Origin of the sequence: Plantactinospora sonchi, assembly GCF_036422035.1 — a bacterium.
Lineage (GTDB): Bacteria > Actinomycetota > Actinomycetes > Mycobacteriales > Micromonosporaceae > Plantactinospora > Plantactinospora sonchi.
The window spans coordinates 233,180-259,090 of record NZ_JAZGQK010000021.1; the positions used below are offsets into that span (position 1 = coordinate 233,180).

The window sequence follows — 25,911 nt, forward strand, 5'->3', positions numbered from 1 at the left end:
GTGACCGAACGGGCGCCCACCGCGGCTGGCCCGCTCGCCGCCGCCGACGCGCTGGTCGCGGCCAGCCGGGCGTGGCGGACCGAGCCGGCCCGGGACCCGAAGGTGGAGGCGCTCGCGCTGGCTGTCGCGGCGAACCTGCCGGTGCTGCTCTGGGGTGAGCCGGGGATCGGCAAGTCCGCGACGCTGCAGCAGCTCGCCGAGGGCATGGGTACGCCGATGGAGACGGTCATCGCGAGCGTGCACGAGCCGAGTGACTTCGCCGGACTGCCGATCGTCGGTGACTCGCCGGCCACCGACGGGGTGCCGATGGCCCCGCCGGACTGGGCGGTACGCCTCGCCCGTACCGGTTCGGGGCTGGTCTTCTTCGACGAGCTGTCCTCCGCCCCGCCGGCGGTGCAGGCGGCACTGCTGCGGGTCGTGCTCGAACGTCGGGTCGGCAGCCTGCAACTGCCACCCGCGGTACGGATCGTCGCGGCGGCGAACCCACCGACCAGTGCCGCCGACGGTTGGCACCTCAGCCCGCCGCTGGCGAACCGTTTTGTCCACCTGTACTGGACGCACGACGCCCGGACCGTCGCCCGTGGCCTCGCCGGCACCTGGCCCGCGGTCCCGGTACCGAGCGTCGAGCCGCGACGTACCTCCAGCGCGGTGGCGAGGGCGCGCGGCGCCGTCGCCGGTTTCCTCACCGCGCGCCCCGGTCTCGCGCACCACCTGCCGGGCGACACCGAGGCGCGCGGCGGGGCCTGGCCGTCCCCGCGCACCTGGGAGATGGTGCTGCGGCTGCTCGCGTTCCACTTCAGCGCGGGCACCGGCGCGGACGCGCTCGGGCTCGCGGTGGTCGGTGCGGTCGGCGACGGCGCCGGCCTGGAGTTCGTCACCTACCTGGAGAATCTCGACCTCCCCGATCCGGAGCGGGTGCTCGCCAACCCGGAGGCGTTCGCGCTGCCCGAACGCGGCGACCGGCAACTCGCCTTCCTCACCGCGGTGATCTCCGCCGTGCGCTCCAACGTCGACCGGCGACGCTGGGAGGCCGGCTGGGTGGTGCTGGAGAAGGCCGTCGAGGCGGGGGTTCCGGACGTCGCCGCCCGGGCCGCGATGGACCTTGCCGCGCTGCGTGACCCGGCCTGGCCGGTGCCGGCGGCCATCGACGCGTTTGTCGAGGTGCTGCAGCTCTCCGGGCGTCTGTCCGGATGACCGGCGACGCGGCGGACGGCCGCGGCGGCCACCGGGTCGGCGTCCCGACCGGTTGCTCCGACCTGCCGGCGGCAGCCGGATGACCAGGCGGGCGCCCGACGGTTCCGGGGCGCTCGACCGGACCAAGCTGCTCGCGGCCCGGTTCCGGGCCGCCCAGGACCGGCCGTACCTGGCGACGGCGCTGTTCAGCGTCACCGTCGTGGAGTCCCGACAGGTGCCGACGATGGGCGTGGACCGGCGGTGGCGGTGCTACGTGTCGCCGGAGTTCGTCGACCGGCTGCCCGTTCCCCAACTGGCCGCGGTCTGGATCCACGAGGTGGCGCACCTGCTCCGCGACCACCACGGCCGGGCCGACCGACTCGCGCACGCGGACCGCGCGGACCACCACCGGGTCAACGTCGCGCAGGACTGCGAGATCAACGACGACCTGATCGCGGACCTGCTGCCCCTGCCGCCCGGCCGGATCGAACCGAAGACCTACCAGCTGCCGGACGGGCTGCTGTTCGAGCAGTACCTGCCCCGGCTGCCGGCGAGCGTGCACGGGCACCCGGGGTTCGGCGGCGAGCACGGCACCGGCGTCGAGTCGGACTGCGGCTCCGGGGCACACGGCGTCGACCGGCCGTGGGAGAACGGCGCGGCCGAGGGTGCGGTCAGTGACGTCGAGGCGGGCGCGATCCGCCGGGACACCGCCCGGGCGATCCGGACCCACGGGCGTACCCGGGGTACGGTGCCGGCCGGCTGGCAGCGGTGGGCCGTCGAGGTCCTCGAACCGACGGTCGACTGGCGTCGGGCGCTGACCGGCGCGGTACGCGAGGCGGCCGCCTGGGCGAGCGGGGCGGTGGACTACACGTACCACCGGCCGTCCCGGCGGTCGGCCGCGCTGCGCGGGGTGGTGCTGCCGAGCCTGCGTCAGCCGGTGCCCCGGGTCGCGATCGTGGTGGACACCTCCGGATCGATGGGACACGCCCAGTTGGCGGCGGCGCTCACCGAGGTCGCCGGGGTGCTCCGGGCGGTCGGGATCGGTGGCAACCGGGTCACCGTGCTCGCCTGCGACGCGGACGTGCACGTCGTCCGCCAGGTGCACACCGTCGGCGAGGTACGTCTCGCCGGCGGCGGTGGCACGGACCTGCGGGTCGGGGTCACCGAGGCGCTGAAGGGCAGGCCGCACATCGTGGTCGTGCTGACCGACGGACACACCCCCTGGCCGGCGGCCCCGCTGGAGTCGACCCGGCTGATCGCCGGGCTGATCGGGCATGCCCCGCCGGCCCCGCCGGCCTGGATCACCACCGTCCACATCGCCGACCCGGAGTCCTGACCCGGGCGGAGTGGCCGACACTGGAACGGGTCGGAATCCAATCGACCGGAAGCGAACCGATCGACCGGATTTTCCGTACCCAGGGGTGCGGGCATCCGCGCCGCAGCGACGAAAGGGTGATCGTGACGACCGGTCGAGGGATTCCGCCCCTGTTCCGCCGTACCTGGGGGATCATGCGATCCCTGGCCATCTACCACGGCCAGCCGAGCAAGCACCGCCGTGCCCGCCAGCTCTACCAGGAGTTCCTCGGGCCGGGCGAGGTCGGGTTCGACATCGGGGCGCACGTCGGCGGACGGGTACGCACCTGGCGGCGGCTCGGTGCCCGGGTGGTGGCGGTCGAGCCGCAGCCCGACTGCCTCCGGATCCTGCGGCTCCTCTTCGGCCGGGACCGGGGTGTGGTGATCGTCCCCGAGGCGATCGGGGCACGGTCCGGGCGGGCGTCACTCGCCCTGTCGACCACCCATCCGACCGTCTCGACCATGTCGCAGGACTGGATCGAGTCGGTCACCACGGACGAGAGCTTTTCCCGGGTGCGGTGGGACCGGTCGGTCGAGGTGGCGGTGACCACCCTCGACGATCTTGTCGCCGTGCACGGCACACCGGCCTTCTGCAAGATCGACGTTGAGGGTTTCGAACTGGACGTGCTGCGTGGGCTCAGCCGACCGCTGCCCGCGCTCTCCTTCGAGTACCTGCCACCGGCGCACGACGCCGCGCTCGCCGTGCTCGACCTGGTGGAACGACTCGGGGCCATGGCGGGCGGATACCGCTACAACTACTCGCCGGTCGAGACGATGCGGTACGCCAGCGACGAGTGGCTCGACGCGGCGGGCCTGATCCGCCTCCTCGACCGGTTCCGTCCGGCGGGCCGGTCCGGCGACGTCTACGCCCGGCTGAACACCGACGAGCACACGACGTCCGCCGGCTGGGCGGGCGATCCGGCGTCCCGGGCGGCCGAACCGCAGGGGCCGGCGGGCGATCCGGCGTCTCCGGCGGCCGAACCGCAGGGGCCGGCGGGCGGGGTGACACCGGAGGGCTGACATGCGGCCGGTGACTACCGGGGGGCCCACCGCCAGATCACCTCCGAACCGGTCAAGCTCGCCACCGGGTACGGCCGGGCCGGGCCCAGCGCCTCGGCCAGCGCCCTGCCGAGCTGCTCACACCGCTCGCCGAACGGGCGGTAGCCGTACCGGGGCACCAGCCAGACCGCGCCGCCACCGCGTCCGGCGGCGATCCGGCGGGCGAGTTCGACCGGATCCTGGGCCTCGATCCGCTGCCGGTAGTCGGTCCAGTCCAACCGGCCCGGCCAGTCCTGCTCGGGGAGGCTGAGCAGCCGGGGCCGGTGGTGCAGTCGGCGTACCACGTCGGGACCGAGCTGGTCGGGGCAGAAGATCACGGTGTCGGCGTCGGTGAGCTGCCGGTTCAGTACGCCGGCGACCGCCGCCGCGTCGGTTCGCGGCCGACCGACCAGGACCGCGTCCACCGCCAGCCAGGCGACGGTCAGCCCGGTCACCAGCACAATCCGCCACAGTTTCGGCAGCAGCGTCGCTCCGAGGCCGAGCAGCAGCAGCGCCAACGGCACCACCACCGCCGTGTAGCGGCTGACCACCGCCGACCGGGTGAGCCAGGCGACACCGACCGCGAGCAGCAGCGTGGCGGCACCGGCGGCGCCGATCCACCGGGCGCGCCGCCCGCCGGCCAACGCCCCCCGCACCATCAGTGGCCAGGTCACCAGTACCAGCGCCATCGCCGGTCGTACCTCGGTGGCGGACCAGTCGACCACCACGTGCAGCAGCACCTGCGGCCCGCTCCGACCGGACCACGGGGTCCCGGTGTGCCGACTCTGGTGCAGGAAGGTCGGCAGCCAGGGCAGGAACGGTACGACACCGGCGGCGAGTCCGGCCAGGCTCCATCCGGCCGCCCGGCAACGGCGGTGCAGCAGCCATCCCAGGACGCCGACGCCGACCACCGCGTACAGGAAGAGCGCCCAGTAGTGGGTGAGCAGCAGCAGTCCGGTGACCACGGCGAGGGCGAGTGCGGACACCGGGCCGGGGCGCCGGTGCACCGCCGCCAGCGCGAGGACCCCGAGCAGCACCAGCAGCACCACCAGGGCGTACGGACGGGCCTCGGTGGCGTAGCGGACCAGCCACGGATTGGCCGCCGCGAGCACGAGGGTGACCGGGCCCGCACCCCGGCGGCGGCCCAGGAGGTGGAACAGCGGCAGGGCGGCGGTGGCGAACAGGCCGGAAAGGGCGCGTACCGCCGTGTCCCCGGTGCCGACCAGCGCGATCCAGCCGTGCAGGATCAGGTAGTACAGCGGCGGCGCGCCGTCTCCGCGCAACGCGGTGAGGAGTTCGGCCGGCGGCAGTCGGCTGATCGCGACGCTCTGCGCCTCGTCCAGCCAGAGCGGGGAGGTGGACCAGAAGCGCGGCACCAGGCCGGCGGCGACCACCAGCAGCACGAGCAGCCTCGGCCCCGCCCGGCGCCATCGCCCGTCGCCGCCCGCCGGTTGGGCGTCCTTCCCGGAGGTGGACCGGTCCGATCGGTCGGTTCGCCGGGGGGCCGTCATCCCCGGGGCTGGCCCGCCGCCGCGTACGTCGGCGCGGCGCGACCGCCGCCGTCCCGGTCCGGCCCGCCCTCCTCCTGGTAGTCGTCCTCCACGTTGACCGCCCAGAGGTCGTACGTGGCACCGAGGATGTTCTCCACCGCCCGCATCGCGGTCAACATCGAGTGGTCCTGGTTGTTGTACTTGTGCATCCCGTTGCGCCCCACCGGGTAGAGGTTCGGCGCTACCTCTGTCAGCCAACGGCGGAGCACGTCGACGTGGCCGGCGTATCCGGCGTCGTAGACCGGGTACGCCTTTGGGACCCGCACGACGTACCCGGCCGTCACGGTGCCGTCGACCAGTCCCAGTTCGCGCAGTTCCCGGGCGGCCAGCGTGACCAGTTCGTCGTCCGGCATCCGCCACAGCTCGTCGCCCTCGCGGACGAAGTACTCCAGCCCGAGGCAGGTGTGCCCGTCCTTGACCAGGTACGGCGACCAGGAGCCGAAGTTCTGCACCCGGCCGACCCGTACTCCAGGGGTGTGCACGTAGATCCAGTTGTCCGGGAAGGCGTCGCGTACCGGCAGGACCAGGGCGACGGTGAGGAAGTCGCGGTACGTCAACGCCCGGGCGGCCGCCGCGACCTCCGGCGGCGGATCCATCACCAGGACCAGTTCGGTCAGCGGCATGGACGAGATCAGCCGGTCGCAGTCGACGCGTTCGAGGACACCTTCCCTGGCCACCGTCACCCCGTTGACCCGACCGTCGGCGTGGTGCACCTGGACCACCGGGCGGCGCAGCCGTACCTCGCCACCGCCGGCCTCGACCAGCTCCCGGGCCCGCTGCCACATCATGCCCGGGCCGAGCCGGGGGTACTCGAACTCGTTGATCAGGGTGGTGATCCGTTCCTGGTCACGGCCGGTCCGGCGCGGACGCAACGCGTCCCGGACCGCGGCGCCCAGCGACAGGTCGCGGATCCGCTGTGCCGCCCAGTCCGCCTGGATCAGGGTTCCGGGCACGCCCCAGACCTTCTCGGTGTACGTCTTGAAGAAGATCCCGTAGAGGCGGCGGCCGAACCGGGCCGTCACCCAGCCCTCGAAGTGGCTCTGGTCCCGAGGCGGCCGGATCCGGGCCCAGAGGTACGAACCGACGCAACGCGCCGCCTCGACCGGGCCGAGGTTGCGCAGTGCGTTCATCGGTTTGAGCGGGTAGTCGAAGAGCCGGCCCCGGTAGAGGATCCGGCTCATCCGGGGCCGGCACAGGAAGTCCTCCGGCGGCAGGATCTCGTGCCACAGCTCCCGCACCTCGTCGACCTTGGTGAAGAAGCGGTGTCCGCCCAGGTCGAACCGCCAGCCGTCGCGTTCCACCGTGCGGCTGATCCCACCCACCTCGCCGCTCGCCTCCAGCACCACCGGCCGGTGCCCGGCGCGGAGCAGCATCAGCGCGGCGGTCAGTCCGGCCGGCCCGGCGCCGATCACCAGGGTCTCCGGGGCGCCGCTGTGCGCCGTACCCCACGCGGGTGTCGGAGCCGTGCCGGAGGCCGGTCCGTCGGCCCTGCCGTTCCGCCCACTCGTCACGGCGGTGCCTTCCCCCGATCCGGCATGCCGAATCCTGCATTTCCGCAGGAGCGGGTCCGGGACGGTCGGCTACGGCGCGACGGGCTGGGGACGGGGCTGAGGGCTGCCGGTCGGACCGTGCACGTGCGGACGACCGCCTTCCCAGGTGACCTCGTCGAGCCAGAGCTGCCGCCCCGGCCTGGCCGTTCCCTCGGCGCCGGGTCGCCAGGCGTGGTACAGCAGCCAGGTTCGCCCGGCGTACTCGACCATCGCGGCGTGTCCGGGGCCGGCGGCGACGTCGTCGGCCCGCAGGATCGGGTTCTCCGGCGCCTTCGCGCAGGGGCCGGCCGGCGTCGCGCAGGTGGCGTACCCCTCGGCGTACGTGTTCCGGTCGTAGGCGTTGGCGGAGTAGAAGAGAAAGAGCCGACCGTCGTGCCGCCAGAGGAACGGCGCCTCGACCAGCGGCCCCTCCCAGGCGCTGGTCTGCCTCAGCAGCCGGTGTGGCTCGCCGACCAGCCGCAGTCCGTCCGCGGAGAGTCGTTGCGACCACAGCCAGGTGTCGGCGCCGATCGCGTTGCCGTCGTTCTTCCAGAGCAGCCAGAGGCTGCCGTCACTGTCCCGGTACGGGCTCGGGTCGATCGCACCGCCCTGCTCCGGGGTGCAGACCAGGGGAGTGGCTGAGTCGTCCCGGTACGGGCCGCCGGGGGAGTCGGCCACCGCCCGCCCCACACACTCGCGCCCGGAGTTGTGGTCGGCGGCGGTGTAGTAGAGCCGGTAGTGGCCGGGGTTGCTGGTGATGATCTCGGGTGCCCAGGTGCGACCGGGGTCGGCCCAGCGGGGCAGCGTCGGCAGGGCGTCGCCGGCCGGTGTCCAGGTGACCAGGTCGGTCGAGGTCAGGACCGGGACGTTCTGCCCCCCGCTGTTGGTGTGCACCAGATACCAGGTGCCGTCGACGAGGACCGCCTGCGGATCCGGGCTGTCACCCTGGTGCACCGGGTTGACGAACATGCCCGGGGCGGTCTCCGTCGGCGCGGGGGAGTACGGCGGCCGGCCGGTCCAACCCACCATCGCCGCGACACTGACGACGAGCGCCATGATCATCACGGTGACGCGGTATCGGCCCGGCAGGGCCGGCTCGTACAACACGAGAGGTTTGTCCGATCCAGGAGGGTTGGGGGGCTTCCTGTGGGACAACCCCGGCCAGCCGCCCGCTCTTCCCGGAACCGCTGACTGCCGGTCGCCGGCCGGGTCAGGGCGCCGGCGCGTCGGGCAGCTTGGCGCGTACCGCTTCGGCGGCCGGGTGGCCGAGCACGGTGAGGATCTCCAGCGCGGCCCGCCACGCCGCCCGGGCGCGGTCCGGCTCGCCGAGGTCCTGCCGTACGTCGCCGAGGTGGTCCAGCGCCTCCGCCTCGCCGAACCGGTGACCCAGCTCACGGCTCAGCTCGATGGCGCGCTCGAAGCAGGCGAGCGCCTGCGCGTGGTCGCCGAGGCGGTGCCGGATGTAACCGAGGCTGTCCCAGGTGCTCGTCTCGGCGATCCGGTGGCCGATCTCGGCCTGCAGCACCAGCGCCTTCTCGCAGTACCCCAGCGCCTCCTGGTAGTCGCCGAGCAGGGCGTGGTGCCAGCCCACGTTGTTCAACGCGTTCGCCTGCCCGCTCTGATGCCCGAGGCTGCGGTACAGCTCCAGGGAGAGCAGGTCGTGCCGGATCGCGTCCGGGATCCGGCCCTGCAGGTCGTAGATCATGCTCATGCTCAGGTGGGTGTGGGCCTGTCCGACCTGGTCGCCGAGCCGGCCGAGTAGCGCGAACGCCCGCCGCAGATGGGCCCGCGCGTCGTCGTACCGGCCGAGCTGGCTCAACCCCCGGGCCAGGTCGCGGTGTGAGACGGTCTGCCCGGCGAGATCCCCCCGCCGGTCGGCGGCGGCCAGCGCCACCTGCTGCAGGGCGAGCCGGTCGTGCCAGTGCCCCTGCCGGTCGAAAAACGAGACCAGCGTCCAGGTGAGCTGCCAGGCGTAGGCGTCGAAACCGGCCTCGGCGGCCCGGCTGACGGCGGCGACCAGGTTGTTGTGCTCGGCGGTGAACCAGGCCATCGCCTGCTCGTACGTGTCGACCGGGTGGACGAGCGCCCCCGGTTCCGCCGGTTCGAGGTCGATCGGGTCCCGGTGCGCGTCGAGCACCAACGCGGCCGGGTGCGCCGTGTGCAGGTAGTGCCCGAACATCCGACGCAGGGCCGCGGCCCGGTCGGCGGGCGTGTCCTCGGTGTCGGTCAGCTCGGCGGCGTACGCGCGCAGCAGGTCGTGGAAGGCGTACCGGCCGTACGCGTGCTCGTCGATCAGGTGGGCCCGGGCGATCTCGGCCAGCAGCGGGCGTACCCGGCCGACCGGCAGGTCGACCAGGCTCGCCGCCGCCGTGACCGAGACGTCCGGTCCGGGGTGCAGGCCGAGCAGCCGGAAGACCCGGGCCGCCGCCGGGCTCATCGTCCGGTACGACCAGGAGAGCGCGGCCCGTACGTCGAGGAGCTGATCGCCGCCGTCGAAGGCGTCCAGGCCGCCGGCCGTCTCGCGGAGTTCGGCGGCGAGGCCGGCGAGCGGAAAGCCCGGGTGTGCCGCCGCCCGGGCGGCGACGACAACAAGCGCCAGCGAGAGCCGGGCGCAGCCGGTGACGATCTCGTCGGCGGCCTCCGGTTCGGCCGCGATCCGGTCACTGCCGAGTCGGCGGGCCAGCAGCTCGCGGGACTCGGCGGCGGAGAGCAGGCCGAGGGTCAACACCCGGGCCCCGTCGACCGCGACCAGGCCGGGCAGCTGGTTGCGGCTGGTCACCAGTACGACGCAACCGTCGCCGCCGGGCAGCAGCGGCCGCACCTGTGCGGCGTCGACCGCGTTGTCGAGCACGATCAGCATCCGGCGGCCGGCGACGAGACTGCGGTAGAGCCCGATCTGGGCGTCGAGGTCGGTCGGCACCTCCGTCGCCGGTACGCCGAGCGCGTCGAGGATGGCCCGTACCGCCGTCGACGGCGATACCGGTGTGGCCGCCGGGGCGAAGCCCCGCAGGTTGAGCCAGATCTGTCCGTCCGGGAACCGCCACAGGTTGTCGTGCGCCCAGCGCAGCACCAGCCACGTCTTGCCGACACCACCGGTCCCGCAGACGATCCAGACCGGGGCGTCGGCCGGCTCGGCGAGAGCCGCCAGTTCCTCGGCCCGGCCGACGAACAGCGGCGGACTGGCCGGCAGTTGGCGCGGAACCGGCGCCCGCACCGCCGCCGGTTCGACGGCGGGTACGTCCAGCGCCGGGTCGGCGGTCAGGATCCGCCGGTGCAGCTCGCGTAGCGCCGTCCCGGGGTCGGCTCCCAACTCGTCGGCGAGGAGCTCGCGTAGCCGCTGGTATCGCGCGAGCGCGTCGGCCTGCCGGCCACACCGGTAGAGCGCGAGCATCAGCTGGCCGGCGAGGTGCTCGTCGAGCGGATGTTCGGCGGCGAGCCGCAGCAGCCTGGTGAGGATCTCGGTGTGCCGTCCGGCAGCCAGTGCGAGGTCGGCGTGCCGCCGTTCGGCGGTGAGCAGTTCCTGACCGAGTGCCTCCCGGGTGGTGTTCAGCCAGGGGGTGTCGAGCCCGGCGAAGGCCGGGCCGTGCCAGAGGCCGAGCGCCTCCTCCAGCAGCGCCAGCGCCTGTCCGTCGTCGGCGGTCCGGGCCTGGCCGACCAGGTGCCGGAACCGGTGCAGGTCGACCGCGCTCGGGCTGACCGTCACCAGGTAGCCGCCGGCCTGCCGGGATATGGTGACGGTACCGGCGCCGGCGAGTCGGCGTCGCAGTCGGGACAGGTAGCTGTAGAGCGCCTCCCGGGCCCGTTGCGGCTGACGGTCCCCCCAGACCCGGTCGAGCAGCCGGTCCACCGGAACGGTGCCGTTCGCCTCGACCAGCAACGCGGCCAGCACCGCCCGCTGCCGGGCGTGGCCGAGGTCGACCGGGTGGCCGTCGACGCGGGCCTCGACCTCGCCGAGCAGCCGGAACTCAACCATGCGGTCAGTCGCCTCCGGTATGGACGAGATCGACCTCGTGCCGCCATGACCAGCGGATTCAAGGATTCTACAAGGTCGATGTCCGTGCCGTCGGCGAGGCCACAGTGGACGTGCCACCGGTAGGCGGCGACGGTGCCGGCGGTTCCCGGCGGCAGGACGGCCCGGGCCCGCCCTGCCGCCGGGTCGGCGGGTCAGTCCCGCCGGAGCACCACCAGCTCCGCGTCGTGCTCGGCGCTCCACCGTACCGGCAGGCCGACCGAGGCCAGGTGACTGCCGGAGTAACGGACCGCGTCGTGCCGGTAGACCGAGGCCGGGTCGAGGCCGGCCAGCGGCAGCCGGACCGGGCGGGACGGCAGCAGACCCGCGCCGTCGAGTCGGCCGGTGTGCCAGGCGAGCACCACCACCGTGCTGTCGTCGGGCGCGGTGTACTGCACGGCGCAGCGCGGCTGGTCCGGGCCGCCGATCAGCCGCACGGTGCCGTGCATGACGATCTCCCGGATCTCCTTGTACCGGTTGATCCACCGGGCCGCCTCGGCGCGCTGCTCCGGTGTCCAGTGCCGGATGTCGGCGCCGATGCCGAGCACCCCGGCCATCGCGAGCACGAACCGGAACGCCAGCGAGCGGGGACGCGGGTCGAACAGGCCGGGGGAGTCGGTCACCCAGGAGCTGAGCAGGTGCGGCGCGTTGGCGTGCAGGAAGCCGTACTGGATGGCCAGCCGGTCCAGCGGGCCGGTGTTGTCGCTCGGCCAGAAGACGTCGGCCCGGGCGGCCATCGCCAGGTCGGTCCGCGCGCCGCCGCCGGCACAGGCCTCGATCAGCACGTGCGGATGGTCCCGGCGCAGCTGTTCGTAGATCCGGTGCAGGTTGGCGACGTGCGCACCGTCGAGGTCGATCCGCCCGCCGGCCGCCAGCCCGGCTCCCCGGTCCGGCCCGACCCGCCCCGGTTCGGTACGCGGCCGGTTGAAGTCCCACTTCAGGTACCCGATGTCGTGCCGACGCAGCAGACCATCCACGGTGGAGTGGACGAACTCGGCCACCTCGGGTCGGCCGAGGTCGAGCAGGTACTGGTTACGGATCGGGGTGAGCGGCCGCCCCTCCACCGCGTACACCCAGTCGGGGTGTTCGGCGTAGAGCGTCGAGCGCGGGTTGACGCACTCCGGCTCCACCCAGAGCCCGAAGTTCATGCCGAGCCCACGGACCTCCTTGACGAAGGCGTCGAAGCCGGCCGGGAACTTCGCCGGGTCCGGGGTCCAGTCGCCCAGGCCACCGGTGTCGTCGTCACGGCCGACGAACCAGCCGTCGTCGACCACGAAGGTCTCCACCCCGAGGTCCGCGGCGATCCGGGCGAGCGCGAGCTGGTTCTCCGCGTCCACCGCGAAGTACGTCGCCTCCCACGAGTTGTACAGCACCGGCCGGGGCGTGAGCCGCTCCCCGGCGAGCCGGCGCTGGTAGGTGTGCCAGACCCGGGCCAGCCCGTCCAGTCCGTCCGGGCTGTACGCACCGCTGACCGTCGGCAGGGTGACCCGGTCCCCGGCGGGCAGGTCGAGCGGCCCGTCGACCAGGTGCCGACCGGCGCGTACCCGGGTCAGGCCACCGGTGTCCCGTTCCGCGCTGATCTCCCAGGAGCCGGTCCAGGCCAGGGCGACGCCCCAGGTCGGGCCAGCCGGTTCGGTTTGGTCCCGGATCGCGAGCCAGGGCAGGTACAGGTGTCCGGGTACGCCCTGGGCGCTGCCGACGGTGAAGCCACCGTGACCGAGGTCGACGTGGTCGAGCTGGAACTCCTGGGCCCACTGCCCCCACTGGTAGCTGAGCCGGGCCCCGTGCGGGGTCGGTACGCAGAACCCGGCGGTACCGGCGCGGACGAGCCGCAGCGGTGCCGACCCGGTGTTGGTCAGCTCGACCCACCGGGACACCACGTCGGTGCCGGCCGGCACCTCGTAGTGCACCACGGCACGCAGCCCGGTGACCGGATCGGCGAAGGTGACCGCTAGCCGTCCCTCGGTACCGTCGGCGTCGACGTAGCCGAGGGCGATCCGACGGTCCCCGGTGTCCGTCTCCACCACCAGGTCGGCGCCGGTGAACGGGCGGACCGCGTCGGTGGCGTACTCGACCGGGGCGGCGTCGCCGGCGGTGAGGAACGGGACCGGGCCGGTGTACTCCACCGGTGAGGGACCGTCGCTGACCCCGTGCGGCCCCCAGGCCACCAGTTCGAGCCAGCGTCCGTGCTCCGGGACGGCCACGGTGTACTCGGTGTGTGCGCCGCGCAGCGTCCAGCGTCGCGGCTTGGCACCCTCGGTCACTTGACAGCTCCGATCGCGAGTCCGGACACGAAATGCCGCTGGAAGCGGAGGAAGACCAGCACCGTGGGCACGGCGGCGATCACCGTGCCGGCGGCGATGACGTTCCACGAGGAGACGAACTGTCCCTGCAACGCCAGCAGGGCGGGGGTGACCGGCATCTTGTCGTCGGTGCGGAGCACCGTGATCGCCCAGAGCAGGTCGTTGAAGATCCAGGTGAAGGAGAGCGCGCCGAGGGCGGCGAGCGCCGGTCGGGTCAGCGGCAGGATGACCCGGGCGAAGATCTGGCCCGGTCCGGCCCCGTCGATCACCGCCGCCTCCTGGATCTCGTTCGGCAGGTCGCGCATGAAGCCGTGCAGCACGAACGTGTAGAAGCCGAGACCGAAGCCGACCTGGACCGCGATCAGCGCCCAGAGGGTGTCGTAGAGGCCGGTCAGCTCGCTGAACTTGCTGACCGGGATGAGCAGGATCTGCGGCGGCAGCAGGTTGCCGGCGAGCATCAGCAGCAGGATCGTCCGGCGGAACGGGATCCGGTAGCGGCCCAGGGCGAAGGCGGCGACCGCGGCCAGCACCAGGCTGAGCAGTACCGACGGTACGGTGACCAGCATGCTGTTGGTCAGTGCCCGGAGTTCGCCGCCGTCGGTCCACGCCTGCCGGTAGGTGTCCAGGGTGAACGAGTGCGGCAGGCTGCCGACCCCGTTGGCCGCGATGTCGTCGAAGCTGCGGGTCGACATGACCACGACCCAGGCGATCGGGCCCAGCCAGAGCAGTGCCACCAGGCTCATGCCGACGTGGAAGGCGCCGGTCCGTAGGCGGGTCATGCGTCGTCCTCCCGGAACGCGCGGACGAGGTAGCCGAGGATGACGGCGAGCGCCAGTACGAAGATCACCACGGCGATGGCGGAGCCGTAGCCGAGCCGCAGGCTCTGGAAGGCGGTCGAGTACATGTAGGTGCTCAGCAGCTCGGACGAGTGGTACGGCCCGCCCCGGGTCAACGACCAGACGATGTCGAACGAGCGCAGCGAGTCGATCACGATGACCGACAGCACCACCGCGTTGACGCCGCGCAGCTGGGGTACGGTGACCCGCCACAGCCGCTGCCAGTTGTTGGCGCCGTCCATCCGGGCCGCCTCGTGCAGGGCCGGGTCGATGGCCTTGAGCCCGGCGAGGTAGAGCACCATGACGTAGCCGATCTGCCGCCACAGGGCGGGCAGGATGACCGCGTAGAGCGCGGTCTGCGGGTCGGCGAGCCAGGGCCGGATCAGCTGTTCCAGCCCGACCGCGCGCAGCAGCTGGTCGGCGAGCCCGTCCGGCTGGTAGAAGACCCGCCAGACCAGCGCGGTCACGACCAGGGAGAAGACCACCGGGGTGAAGAGCGCGGCGCGGTAGAAGGTGATACCGCGCCGCTCCTTCTGCAGCAGCAGTGCCATGCCGAAGCCGCCGACGACCGAGAGGCCGCCGAAGAGCACCAGCCAGATCACGGTGTTGAGCAGCGCGCCCCGGAAGACACTGTCCCCGGCCAGCTCGGTGTAGTTGTCGAGGCCGATGAACTGCGGCGGCTCCAGGCCGTCCCACCGGGTCAGCGAGAACCAGAAGCCCTGCAGGGCGGGCCAGAAGACCCAGATGCTCTCGACCGCGAACGGGACGAGGACAAACGCCACCAGCAGCGGCGACAGGCGTTTCGCCGATCGCCGCCGCGGGCGGGTCCCCGCCGGTTGCCGCTGTTGCGTGCTCTCGGCTGGTGCGAGTGTCGTCATCAGCCCTTGAAGACCTTCTCGGCGCCGGCCTGCCACTCACGCAGGATCGCGTCGATGTCGTCCGGCTTGTCCATGAACTTGGTCAGCGCGGTGTCGGCGGTCGGCTGGAGGGCGTCGCTGGAGTCGCGGTTGAAGAACTGGGTCAGTTCCTTGGCGCTCTCCAGCATCGCCTTGCCCTTGGCGACCAGTGGGGAGTCGGCGGCCTTCGCCCCGGGGTTGGCCGGCAGGATGATGCCCGAGCTGCTCGCGATGTACAGCTCCTGGGCCTCGACCGACGCCAGGTAGCGCAGCAGGTCCTTGGTGCCGGTCGGGTTCCCGGTCCGGGCGCTGGCGAAGAAGCCGTCGGTGGGCGCCTCCTCGGCGACCGGCACCGCCGGGTCGATGATCGGGAACTGGAAGAAGTCGAGGTCGCCGAGGGCGTCCTTCGGGGCGGCGTCGGCGAAGAAGGTGCCGATCAGGAACATCCCGGTCTTGCCGCCGAGCAGCGCGGTGGTCGCCTCCTGGAACGGGTATGCCTTGCCCTTCGGGTCGAAGTACGGCAGGACCTCACGCCAGCGGGTGAAGACCGCCTTGACCTTCGGGTCGTCGAAACGCTGCTTGCCGGCGAGCAGTTCCCGGTGGAACGGGGCCCCGTTGATCCGGATGTTGAGGTAGTCGAACCAGGCCGAGGCGACCCACGGGGTGTCGCCGAGGCCGATGCCGATCGGCGGGATCCCCTTGCTCTCCAGGGTCTTGCAGAGCGCGATGAAGTCGGCCCAGGTCTTCGGCTCCTGCACGCCCCACTTGGCGAAGTTGGACTTGCGGTAGAAGAAGCCCCACCAGTAGTTGTTCATCGGCACGAAGACCTTGCGGCCGGACGCGTCGGTGGAGAGGGTGCGCAGCGCCTCGGGGTAGTCCGCCATGCCCTGCCACACGTCGGAGACGTCCAGCAGCAGACCCTTGCTGGCGTAGTCGTTGGCCACCGAGCCCGCGTACCAGGTGTAGAGGTCGGGCGGGTTGGCCGAGGTCAGGTAGGTCGGCAGCTGGGTCCGGAAGGTCTCGGCCGCGATGGTGTTCAGCGTCGCGGCGCCCTTGCCCTGCTTGGTGAAGTTCTCGACGATCTTCTCCATCGCGACTTTCGCCTGCGGGGAGGAGAGGTTCGACTGCAGGGTGATCGTGCCCGAGTTCTTGCCGCCGCCGGTGCTGGCGGAACTGGCGCAACCGACCAGGCTGCCCGCGCCGAGCACGCCGAGGCCGGCGAGACCCATGTTCCCGAGGAACCGGCGACGACCGGGGTCGAAGTCGCTCACGGAGTGTGTCCCTTCATGATCGACCCTGCGCTGCGCTGCGCTGCGCGGGTCGCGGTGTGTCGGTGTGTGTCAAACGGTGTGATCCAGAAGGTTGCACTCGGGGACTCGGCCTGTCAAGATTTCTTCCTAATTAATGTTTTGATCTTCCCGAGTCTGTTGATTTTTCGAGTCCGGTGGGCGGGTGAGCCAGCGTATGCGGCGACTGGAGGGCAAGGTTGCCCTGGTCACAGGGGCATTCGGAGGCATCGGTGCGGCCACCGCCCGACGCCTCGCCGCCGAGGGCGCGGCCGTCGGCCTGGTCGACGTACGGGATCCGTCCGCGGTCGTCGCCCAGATCGAGTCGGCCGGCGGGCGGGCGTACCCGCTGATCGCCGACGTCGCCGACGAGGCCGGTTGGGACGCCGCGGTGACCGCGCTCCGTGACCGCTTCGGACCGGTGGACATCCTGGTCAGCAACGCCTACCTCAGCGAGGTGAGGCCGGCGCACGAGACCAGCCGCCAGTCCTGGGACCGGCAGCTCGCGGTGAGCCTCACCGGCAGCTTCCTCGGCCTGCGGGCCTGCCTGGACGACCTGCGCGCCACCCACGGCGCGGTGGTCCTGGTCTCCTCGGTGCACGCGCTGGTGGGCCTGCCCGGGCACCCCGCCTACGCGGCGGCCAAGGGCGGCCTGGTCGCGCTCGGCCGGCAACTCGCCGTCGAGTACGGACCCGACGTGCGGGTGAACACCGTCCTGCCCGGCCCGATCCTCACCGCCGCCTGGGACCGGGTGTCCGATGCGGACCGTCGGCGGAGCGTGGCGGAGACTGTGGCCGGCAGGTTCGGCACCCCGGACGAGGTGGCCGCGGCGATCGCCTTCCTCGCCTCGCCGGACGCCGGGTACGTCACCGGCACCACCCTGGTGGTGGACGGCGGCTGGACCGCGGTGAAGGCCTCGGCCTGAAGATCGGTATCGGACGAGCGAGAAGGCGCGGAGAGCATTGGCACAGTACGCACGCCGTGGTGTTCACGGCCAGACCGTCGAGGTCATCGCCCGGCGCATCCTCGCCGGTGAGATCGCCGAGGGGGACACCCTGAACCTCACCGCCCTGCAGGGCGAGCTCGACGTCAGCCTCACCGCGCTGCGGGAGGCGCTCAAGGTGCTCAGCGCCAAGGGCATCGTCGACGCCCGGCAGAAGCGCGGCACGTTCGTACGCCCCCGTGCGGACTGGAACCTGCTCGACGGCGACATCATCCGCTGGCAGTTCGCCGAGGGCGCCGGCCAGCACCTCCTTGACCAGCTGCACGAGGTGCGTACCATCGTCGAGCCCGCCGCCGCGCGACTCGCCGCCGTCCGGGCGACCGAGACCGACCTCGCCGCCCTCGACACGGCGCTGGACGAGATGGCCGCGGCCACGGATCCGGTCGCCGCCGTCGGCGCCGACCTGACCTTCCACCGCGCACTGCTCGCCGCCACCCACAACGAGCTGCTGGAGCGGATGGAGGTGGTGATGGAGACCGGGCTGGCCGAACGGGACCGGCTGGTGCACGGCGTGGCCCAGGACGACGACCCGGTGCCCAGCCACCGGGCGGTGGTGGAGGCGATCCGCCGCGGCGACGACGCCGCCGCCGAACAGGCCATGCGCGACCTGCTCGACAAGGCCGTCCGGGACGTCCAGAAGGTACGGCGGCACGGCCGAGGCGACAGCGAGTGAGCATCGTAGGGCCGCCTGCGGCCCGAGGAGCGGAGCGAGCGCGGAGCCGGGCCGGTGACGCGGCCGAGGCGTTGGAACAGAGAGGCAACCGGTGAAGATCGACCGAATCGAGACCTTCCTCATCGCGCCCCGGTGGCTCTTCTGCCGGGTCGAGACCGACGAAGGGCTGGTCGGCTGGGGTGAGCCGGTCGTGGAGGGCCGGGCCGAGCCGGTACGCAGCGCCGTCGAGGTGCTTTCCGAGTACCTGCTCGGCGAGGATCCGCTGCGGATCGAGCAGCACTGGCAGGTGCTCACCAAGGGCGGGTTCTACCGGGGTGGGCCGGTGCTCTCCAGCGCCGTCGCCGGTCTCGACCAGGCACTGTGGGACATCGCCGGACAGGCGTACGGCGCACCGGTGCACGCGCTGCTCGGTGGTCCGGTCCGGGACCGGGTCCGGATCTACTCCTGGGTCGGCGGTGACGAGCCGGCGGAGCTGGCCGACGCGGCGGCGGCGCAGGTGGCGGCCGGGATGACCGCCATCAAGATGAACGCCTCCGGTCGACTCGGCGCCATTCCCACCTCGTCCGAGGTGGCCGCGGTGGTGGAGCGGCTCACCGCGGTGCGGGCGGTGCTCGGTGACGACCGGGACGTCGCACTCGATTTCCACGGTCGGGCGAGCGTCGCGGCGGCCCGGCGCATCCTGCCGGAACTGGCCCCGCTGCGACCGCTGTTCGTCGAGGAGCCGGTGGTGCCGGAACAGAACCACCGGCTGGCCGACATCGTCACCGCCTCGGCGGTGCCGATCGCCACCGGCGAGCGGCTCTTCGGCCGGCACGAGTTCCTCGCCCCGCTGCAGGCCGGCGTGGCGGTGCTCCAGCCCGACCTCTCCCACGCCGGCGGCATCTCCGAGGTACGCCGGATCGGTGCCCTGGCCGAGACGTACGGCGCGGTGCTGGCACCGCACTGTCCGCTCGGGCCGATCTCGCTGGCGGCCAGCCTCCAGGTCGCCTTCGCCACGCCGAACTTCCTGATCCAGGAGCAGAGCATCGGCATCCACTACAACCAGGGTTCCGAACTGCTCGACTACCTCGTCGACCCGGAACCGTTCCGGTTCGTCGACGGCCACCTGCGTCGCCCGGAGGCGCCGGGGCTCGGCATCACCGTCGACGAGAAGGCGGTACGGGACGCCGACCGTACCGGCCACGCCTGGCGCAACCCGGTCTGGCGGCACGACGACGGCTCCTTCGCCGAATGGTGAGCCATGCCGGCGGTGGACCTGTCCCGGTGGAGCTGGTCGACGTACCGCTGCGGGTCGCCGTCGACAGTGCCCGGGGCGGACGGTGGACCAGTCTGGCCGGTGGCGGGCGGGAGTGGCTCTGGCGCGGTACCGCCGTCGGCCGGGACCGGGTCGTTCCCGGTGACGCGTTTGTCGACGCGGGCGGCCTGGAGGAGTGCGTGCCAACCGTACGCGGCACTCCGGACCACGGCGACGCCTGGTCGCGGCAGTGGCGGCAGATCGCTCCGGACGCCGCCACTGTCGAATGCGCCGACTTCACCCTGACCCGGCGGATCACCGGTCGGGCCGGCACGGTGGTCGCCGAGTACCGGCTGACGGCCCAACCCGGATACCGGTTCGTCTGGGCCGCGCATGCCCTGCTGGAGCTGTCGCCGGCAGCTCGGCTGGTCGCCCCGGCCGGCACACCCACCCGGCTCTTTCCGGAGGCCGCCGAGCTGCTGCCCGATGGTGGGTGGCCGGCGGGCGCCCGGTGGCACACCGCGCCCTGGCCGACGCCGGCCGGGCTGCCGCTGGACCGGCTCGGTCCGGACGACGGCACCGCACTCGGCGCCATCCTGGTCGGCTGCCCGGACGTCCGGGTGGTCGACGGGGCGGACGTGTTGCGGTGGCGCCTCGACTGTTCCGACCAGCCCCGTTCGGTCGCGCTCTGGCGCAACCTGCGTGGCTGGCCGCAGCCGACGCCGTACCGCAGCATCGGGGTCGAACCGATGCTCGGCGCGGTCTTCGACCTCGCCGAGGCCGGGACCGGTTCCGGAACCGACGCCGACGGTGCCGATCCGGTGGGCGGGGACGTGGCGGTGGTCCCGGCCAGCGGCGAGGTCGTCTGGCAGCTCACCGTCTCCGCGTACCGTTCCGGTCGGACGCTCTGACGTCCGGCCGCCGGGTAGCGACCGGCAAGGACGCGTGTCCGATGATCGACCGCCGGCGGCGCCGCCGCGTACCGTTCCGGTCGGACACCTGACGCTCGACCGCCGCGTACCGACCCGCAGGGACGCGTGCCCCGACCCGCAAGGAGGAGACCATGCGGCTCACCGAGCCGACCCCGTGGAGCACCGACCGGTTCGAGCTGGGTGAGGGGGCCCGCTGGCTGGACGGCCGGCTCGTCCTGGTCGACCTGCTCGACGGCCGCCTGCTGGAGACCACCGGTGACGCGCCCGCGCCACTGCGTGAACTGCGCCGGCTGGAGACCCCGCTGGGCGCGGTGGCGCCGGTCGCCGGATCGCCCGGTGACTGGCTCGCCGCCGCCGGCACCGGCCTGGCCCTGCTCTCCGGGTCGGTCGGCCACCGGCAGGTGGCCGACCTGGAGGCGGACAACCCCAGGCCGGCCCGGATGAACGACGCGGTCGCCGACCCGCACGGCCGGTTCTGGGCCGGCAGCATGGCGTACGACACGACGCCCGGCGCGGGGACGCTGTACCGGCTCACCGCCGACTCGGGGCCGGTACCGGTGGTGACCGGTCTGACCATCGCCAACGGTCCCGCCTTCGACGCCTACGGCACCACCATGTACCTGGCCGACACCGCCCGGGGTGAGGTGGACCGGTTCGTCGTCGACCCGGCGACCGGTGAACTCTCCGGTCGGGAGCCGTTCCTGCGGCTGACGACCGCCGACGGCGCGCCGGACGGGATGACGGTCGACGCCGAGGGACACCTCTGGGTGGCCCTCTGGGGCGGGTACGCGGTGCGCCGCTACCGGCCCGACGGCCGGCTCGACCGCGAACTGCGGCTGCCGGTGGCCCAACCCACCAGCGTCTGCCTCGGCGGCCCCGACCTGCGTCGGCTCTTCGTGACCAGTGCCTGGCACGGGCTGAACCCGCCCGGACCGCTGGACGGCGCGCTGCTCGCGGTCGACGTCGACGTCGCCGGTCTGCCCGCCCGGTCGGTCAGCCCCGACCTCGTCGCCGCACCCGGGGTCCACCAGCGACAGCCGGGCTGACCGTCGGGTCAGGTCCCGGCCGTGCCGGCCGGGCCGGCGGACCCCCCGATGGTGGGGGCCGGGCGGCCACGGTTGTCGATCATCGCTGTCTCCTGTGTGGAACAATGGCCGCGGCCGTGCCCGGCGCTGTGCCGGGCCGTCGGACAGTTTGGAGCAGCAGTGCCGGTAACCGCGAACCTCGCCGCGTTCGTCGACAAGGACTACCAGGACAAGAGCCTGGAGGAGCTCGTCGACGCCCCGGTCGCCGCACTCGCCGGGGTCAGCGAGCGCGCCGCCACCCACCTGAAGGAGGCGCTGGGCATCAAGACGATCGGCGACCTGGGGCGGAGCCAGTACTTCCTGACCGCCAGCGCGCTGGTCCAGCTGGCCGGCAAGGACCGCTGACCCGGCGACTGCTTCGCCAGCACGGCACCAGATTTCGCGGCGGTCAGGCCGGTTCGCGCCGGCCGGGGCCGCTACCCGTGCTGTCCGGTGAGGTCCCACTCCCGCCGCAGGTCGCCGAAGACGCGGTGGAAGCCGGGGAAGGTCTTCCGGACGCAGTCCGGGTCGTCCAGGACAAGACCGTCGGCGCGCAGGCCGGCGACGCTGAACGCCATCGCGATCCGGTGGTCGGCGTGGCAGTCGATCAGCGCCGGTCGCGGCGTACCGGGACGGATCTCGATCCAGTCGGCGCCGGTCGCCACCTCGATGCCCATCGCCCGGAGGTTGGTCGCGCACGCCTCGAGGCGGTCGCACTCCTTCACCCGGGTGTTGGCCACGTCCTCGATCCGGACCGGCCCGTCCGCGTACGGTGCGATCGCCGCCAGGGTGGGCATCGTGTCGGAGATGTCGCGCATGTTGACGGTGAGGCCGCTGAGGCGTCCGGTGCCGGTGACGGTGGTCCGGTTCTCCTCGACGACCACCTCGGCACCCATCGCCCGCAGCGCCTCGACGAACCGTACGTCGCCCTGCATCGCGTTCTTGCCCAGCCCCGGTACGGTGACCGTCCGGCCGGTGAGCGCGGCGGCGGCGAAGAAGTAGCTCGCTGTCGAGGCGTCCGGCTCGACGTCGTAGACCCGGGCGACGTAGCGCTGGGGCGCCACCGTGAAGGTGTTCCCGACGGTCTGCACCGAGACCCCGAAGTCACCCATCATCGTCACGGTCATCTCCACGTACGGTCGGGAGACCAGGTCGGTGACCTCGATGGTGAGCCCGTCGGTCATCAACGGCGCGGCCATCAGCAGCGCGGTGAGGAACTGCGACGACACCGACGCGTCCAGCCGCAGTCGTCCGCCGCGCAGTCCGTTCGCGGCGATCCCGATCGGCAGGTGTCCCTCGGCGTCCGCGAAGCTGAGGGCGGCCCCGAGGTCACGCAGCGCGGTGGCGAGCGGGCCGACCGGGCGGCGACGCATCTGCGCCGAGGCGTCGAACCGGTAGTGGCCGTGGCCGACCGCGGCCAGTGCGGGCAGGAAACGGGCGGCGGTGCCGGCGTCGCGGCAGTAGACGTCCGCGTCCGGAGCCGGCGGGCCGGCGGGGCGGCCGTCGACGAGCCAGTCGTCGCCGGCCTCGGTGACCTGGTATCCCAGCGTCCGCAGGCCGTCCCGGAACGCCTGGGTGTCGTCGGAGTCCAGCGCCGCGCGCAGCCGTGACGTGCCGTCGGCCGCGGCGGCGAGGAACAGGGCCCGCGCGGTGACGGACTTGGAGCCGGGCACCTGGACTGTCGTCACGATCTCCACCTTCGGTCACGCCCCGACCACCGGGGACGGAACCCGATTCTACTGATCCGTGGCGCCGGTCCCTCGGCCTCGCACCCGCCGGGCGGATGCTGCCGGTCTGGTCGGATATCTGGCACGGAGAGCGATTGCGCTGCCGGTCCGACCGCGGGCGGGAGCGGTGACCGGGGCGTGGATCCCCGGCCACCGCTCCCGTGGCGGGGCTAGATGAAACGCCAGAGATGGTCGGCGGTGCCGTTGTCGTCCCAGATGACGATCTGGGCGCCTCTCGCGGTGGAGGCGCCGGTGACGCCGAGGACCCGGCCGCCGTTGGCGCACTGGATCCGGAAGTGACCGCCGCTGCCGTGGCGCAGCCGCCACCGGTGGTCGGCGGTGCCGTTGTCGGCCCACTGCACCACCCGGGCACCGTTGGCGGTGCCGCCGCCCTCCACCCCGAGCACCTTGCCGCTGTGCGTGTTCCGGAGCCGCAGGTACCCGCCGGTGTCGACGACGGCCGTCCAGAGGTGGTCGGCGGTGCCGTTGTCGTCCCACTGGACGACGAGTCCGCCGTCCGCGGTCGACATGTCCTGTACGCCGAGGACGAGCCCGCTGGCGAGGTTCTGGATCCGGCGCGTGCCGTTGGGGACGAAACGCCACTGGTTGTCGGCGCTGCCGTTGTCCGCGTCCTGCACCACCTGGGCACCGGGCGCGGTCGAGCCGCCCGAGACGGCGAGCAGGTGTCCGGTGTGCACGTTGCGGAGTTTGTGCGTACCGTCGCCGACGTCGACCACGGTCCACCGGTGGTCGGCGGTGCCGGTGTCACCCCACTGCAGGATGCGGGCGCCGACGGTGGTGGACATGTTCTCCACGCCGAGCACCTTGCCGCTGTTGACGTTCCGCAGTCGGGTCGCGGTGCCGTCGGCGATGATGTCCCAGCCGTGGTCGGGCGTGCCGGTGTCGTTCCACTGCACCGCCAGCCCACCGTCGGCGGTCGACATGTTCTGTACGCCGAGGACGAGTCCGCTGGCCGCGTTGACCAGCCGGTATCCCGCGCTGCCCGGGCTGCCACCTCCTCCGGTGCGCCAGTAGACGGTGTAGTTGTGCCCGTGCGCGTCGTAGAACGGCCCGAGGCGTACGGTCGACCCGTTGGCGGTCGCGGTGAACGCGAGCGCGCTGGTGCTGGTCCGGGTGATCGACGCGGTGTCCAGCGTGGGCAGGGCGGTCAGCGTGGTGTCACCGTAGTTGCCGGAGAGCACCACCGGTCCGTAGGTGACGGCGGCGACGGCGGCGTTGTCGTTGGCGGCTCGCGGGATGAGGCGCATCGGCAGCCGGACCGTGACGGTGTCGCCGGAGGCCCAGGTGCGGGTGAGGGCGGCGTACGTCCCCGGTGTGGTGGCGATGTTCTCTACCGTGCCGTTGACGCTGACCGTCGCCCCGGTCGTCCAGGCCGGGATGCGGATCCGCATCGTCCACGACCCGGCGGCGTTGCCGGTGACGGTGAGGGTCGTGGTGTCACTGACCGGGTACGACGTCGTCTGGGTGACCGTGATGCCGCGTTGTGTCCAGGTGAGCACCGACGGCATGAACAGGTTCACGGTCAGTGTGCTGCCGTTGTGGAAGTACACGGAGTCCATCAGTTTGGTGTTCACCTCGATGCCGGTGCCCTGACAGCACCAGAACGACTGGTAGTCGGTGCTCCAGGTGCCGCCACCCCACGCCGGTCCCACCCCGCGTCGGCCGCCCGGGTTCAGCGGGGTGAAGTAGGTGACGTGTCCCCGCGCGTCGGCTGGGTTCTGCTGGCCGATGAGGTGGTTCAGCAACGCCAGTTCGTAGTAGTCGAAGTACGTCGTCTGGTTCGGGTTCAGCAGCCACAGTTCCCGGGTCAGTTTGAGCATGTTGTAGGTGTTGCAGGCCTCGCAGGTGTCCCGCGCCAGGTGACTGGCGATGGCGTGCGGGGCCCGGAAGTGTTCCGCCTGGCTGTTGCCGCCGATCGCGTAGGTGTGCGCGTTGACGGTGATGTTCCACGCGTTGCTGGCGATGTCCCGGTAGCGGGTGGTCCCGGTGGCCTTGTACTCCCGGGCGGCCCCGATCCACTTGGGCACCTGCGTGTTCGCGTGCAGGCCGTTGAGCTGGTCCTGGTTGGCCGCCAGCGGGTTGAAGACGGCGGCGTGGTCGAACCGCTGCGCGGCGGTCAGCCAGCGGGCGTCGCCGGTCTGCTGGTAGAGGTCGGCCAGCACCGCGTTCATGCCGCCGAACTCGGTGCCCAGCATGGCCTGCATCTGCGCGGAGCTGAGTCTGCCGGTGCGTTGGTCGACCCAGCCGGCGAGCGCCAGGAGCACGTCGCGGGCCTGGTTGTTGCCGATGTACCGCCACACGTCGAGCAGACCCGCCAGGGTCTTGTGGATGCAGTAGTACGGCACGTTGCCGTTGCTGAGCGTGCGCGCCTCGAGGGCGCTGAACTCGGACTCGGGGAAGCCGGAGAGATATCCGGCGCTGAACCCGGCGGCGCCGTTGTTGGCCTGGCAGCGGGCGAGTTCGGCCACCATATGGTTGGCCTTGTCCCGGCAGGTCGTGTCGCCGAGTACCGCCCACGCCTGGGCCCACGCGGTCAGGAAGTGACCCTGCATGTGGGTGCGGAACGGGAAGTTCGGGGCGTCCCAGCCACCGGTCGGCGCAGCGCCGTTGGTGGAGAGGCGGTGGTTGGCCCGGAAGTTGTAGAGCAGCCGCTCGACGTCGACGAAGCGCAGGTAGTTCAGCGTCCGGTTCTGGTTGTCCAGCCATCGGCTGGTGGTGAGGCGTACCTGGCCGAGGTCGAACGGGTACGCGGAGACTCCGATGTCGGGTCGGGCGGGGGCGAGGGCGGCCGCCGCCGGCGTACCGACCACCGCCGGGCCGACGGCCGAGACGACGGTGGCGGCACCGGCGACCTGGAGCAGGCGACGGCGGTTCATGGCGGGGTTCGGCATGGCGGTCTCCGGTGACGTTCGGGACGGGGTGGCGGTGTGTCCCCGGGCGGCGGCGAGCGGAACCGCCGCCGGGGTGGGGGCGGGATGATGCGGGCCGGGGGTCGCCGGTCCGCCACGTCGGAACCCGGTGCCGGGCGTGGACCCGGCCCGGCGGCCGTGTCCGCATTGGAGCCGACGTGCCGCCTGGATGATGGGTGAGCATCTATGTGAGCGCTAACATACGCGGTCGGCAACGTGCCCGCAACCCGGAATTCCGGCGACCGGGAAGATGCGGCATCGCGCCGAGCGGCTCATCCGTGCCGGCGTCGCGGAGCCGCCGCCGCCCGCGCCATTCGCCCGGTGCTCGGGCACGCCGCGCCCTATCGTGATGTGCCACGGCGCCCCGGTTCGTCG

19 protein-coding genes are annotated in these 25,911 nt (G+C 72.5%); 9 read left to right on the forward strand and 10 right to left on the reverse strand.

Going from position 1 to position 25,911, the window contains the following annotated elements; translation table 11 throughout:
* The 3 genes from V1633_RS24395 (at position 1) to V1633_RS24405 (ending at position 3,546) form a co-directional block, all read left to right on the forward strand.
* The gene (locus V1633_RS24395) at positions 1-1,194 is read left to right on the forward strand and encodes an AAA family ATPase (RefSeq protein WP_407952097.1); all 1,194 of its coding nucleotides are present in this window, start codon (positions 1-3) and stop codon (positions 1,192-1,194) included.
* Between the two features lie 79 nt (positions 1,195-1,273).
* On the forward strand, positions 1,274-2,509 hold the full coding sequence (locus V1633_RS24400; RefSeq protein ID WP_331216706.1) for a vWA domain-containing protein: 1,236 nt from the start codon (positions 1,274-1,276) through the stop codon (positions 2,507-2,509).
* A 173-nt stretch (positions 2,510-2,682) separates the two neighbouring features.
* A complete protein-coding gene (locus V1633_RS24405) occupies positions 2,683-3,546 on the forward strand; it encodes an FkbM family methyltransferase (RefSeq protein ID WP_331216707.1) in 864 nt (287 codons plus the stop codon).
* A 14-nt stretch (positions 3,547-3,560) separates the two neighbouring features.
* Here the strand turns inward: V1633_RS24405 and V1633_RS24410 are convergent, their stop codons facing one another.
* From V1633_RS24410 to V1633_RS24445, 8 genes are all read right to left on the reverse strand, one after another.
* Entirely contained in the window at positions 3,561-4,967 is a 1,407-nt protein-coding gene (locus tag V1633_RS24410) for a glycosyltransferase family 39 protein (protein ID WP_331216708.1), read from the reverse strand.
* A gap of 104 nt (positions 4,968-5,071) precedes the next feature.
* Positions 5,072-6,625 carry an NAD(P)/FAD-dependent oxidoreductase gene (locus V1633_RS24415; RefSeq protein ID WP_331216709.1) on the reverse strand — a complete coding sequence of 518 codons (1,554 nt, stop codon included), beginning with the start codon at positions 6,623-6,625 and terminating at the stop codon, positions 5,072-5,074.
* Between the two features lie 69 nt (positions 6,626-6,694).
* On the reverse strand, positions 6,695-7,699 hold the full coding sequence (locus tag V1633_RS24420) for a glycoside hydrolase family 43 protein (protein ID WP_331216710.1): 1,005 nt from the start codon (positions 7,697-7,699) through the stop codon (positions 6,695-6,697).
* A gap of 154 nt (positions 7,700-7,853) precedes the next feature.
* Positions 7,854-10,616: an AfsR/SARP family transcriptional regulator gene (locus V1633_RS24425; RefSeq protein WP_331216711.1), complete on the reverse strand. Its 2,763-nt coding sequence runs from the start codon at positions 10,614-10,616 to the stop codon at positions 7,854-7,856.
* 191 nt (positions 10,617-10,807) lie between these two features.
* Positions 10,808-12,916 (reverse strand): alpha-galactosidase, encoded by a 2,109-nt coding sequence (locus V1633_RS24430; RefSeq protein WP_331216712.1) that lies wholly within the window; start codon positions 12,914-12,916, stop codon positions 10,808-10,810.
* Positions 12,913-13,734: a carbohydrate ABC transporter permease gene (locus tag V1633_RS24435; protein WP_331216713.1), complete on the reverse strand. Its 822-nt coding sequence runs from the start codon at positions 13,732-13,734 to the stop codon at positions 12,913-12,915. The genes V1633_RS24430 and V1633_RS24435 overlap by 4 nt, the downstream gene beginning before the upstream one ends.
* Positions 13,731-14,669, reverse strand: a complete 939-nt coding sequence (locus tag V1633_RS24440; RefSeq protein ID WP_331216714.1) for a carbohydrate ABC transporter permease — start codon at positions 14,667-14,669, stop codon at positions 13,731-13,733. The genes V1633_RS24435 and V1633_RS24440 overlap by 4 nt, the downstream gene beginning before the upstream one ends.
* The gene (locus V1633_RS24445) at positions 14,669-15,958 is read right to left on the reverse strand and encodes an ABC transporter substrate-binding protein (RefSeq protein WP_331216715.1); all 1,290 of its coding nucleotides are present in this window, start codon (positions 15,956-15,958) and stop codon (positions 14,669-14,671) included. The genes V1633_RS24440 and V1633_RS24445 overlap by 1 nt, the downstream gene beginning before the upstream one ends.
* Positions 15,959-16,139: 181 nt before the next feature.
* Between V1633_RS24445 and V1633_RS24450 the strand changes: the two genes are divergently transcribed.
* The 6 genes from V1633_RS24450 to V1633_RS24475 all read left to right on the forward strand — a co-directional run bounded on the left by V1633_RS24450 (position 16,140) and on the right by V1633_RS24475 (position 21,245).
* Positions 16,140-16,898, forward strand: a complete 759-nt coding sequence (locus V1633_RS24450; RefSeq protein WP_331216716.1) for an SDR family NAD(P)-dependent oxidoreductase — start codon at positions 16,140-16,142, stop codon at positions 16,896-16,898.
* Between the two features lie 37 nt (positions 16,899-16,935).
* A complete protein-coding gene (locus tag V1633_RS24455) occupies positions 16,936-17,649 on the forward strand; it encodes a FadR/GntR family transcriptional regulator (RefSeq protein WP_331216717.1) in 714 nt (237 codons plus the stop codon).
* Positions 17,650-17,740: 91 nt separating this feature from the next.
* Positions 17,741-18,886 (forward strand): galactonate dehydratase, encoded by a 1,146-nt coding sequence (gene dgoD, locus V1633_RS24460; RefSeq protein ID WP_331216718.1) that lies wholly within the window; start codon positions 17,741-17,743, stop codon positions 18,884-18,886.
* Positions 18,880-19,794 carry a hypothetical protein gene (locus V1633_RS24465; protein ID WP_331216719.1) on the forward strand — a complete coding sequence of 305 codons (915 nt, stop codon included), beginning with the start codon at positions 18,880-18,882 and terminating at the stop codon, positions 19,792-19,794. Before dgoD ends, V1633_RS24465 begins: the two co-directional genes overlap by 7 nt.
* Positions 19,795-19,946: 152 nt before the next feature.
* Entirely contained in the window at positions 19,947-20,861 is a 915-nt protein-coding gene (locus V1633_RS24470) for an SMP-30/gluconolactonase/LRE family protein (RefSeq protein WP_331216720.1), read from the forward strand.
* Between the two features lie 159 nt (positions 20,862-21,020).
* Complete coding sequence (locus tag V1633_RS24475) at positions 21,021-21,245, forward strand: hypothetical protein (protein ID WP_331216721.1); 225 nt, start codon at positions 21,021-21,023, stop codon at positions 21,243-21,245.
* Positions 21,246-21,316: 71 nt separating this feature from the next.
* Here the strand turns inward: V1633_RS24475 and aroA are convergent, their stop codons facing one another.
* Both aroA and V1633_RS24485 read right to left on the reverse strand, forming a co-directional pair.
* Positions 21,317-22,567, reverse strand: coding sequence for a 3-phosphoshikimate 1-carboxyvinyltransferase (aroA, locus tag V1633_RS24480; RefSeq protein ID WP_331216722.1), 1,251 nt, complete (start codon positions 22,565-22,567; stop codon positions 21,317-21,319).
* Between the two features lie 209 nt (positions 22,568-22,776).
* Positions 22,777-25,518, reverse strand: coding sequence for a beta-L-arabinofuranosidase domain-containing protein (locus V1633_RS24485; RefSeq protein WP_331216723.1), 2,742 nt, complete (start codon positions 25,516-25,518; stop codon positions 22,777-22,779).
* Positions 25,519-25,911 lie beyond the last annotated feature (393 nt).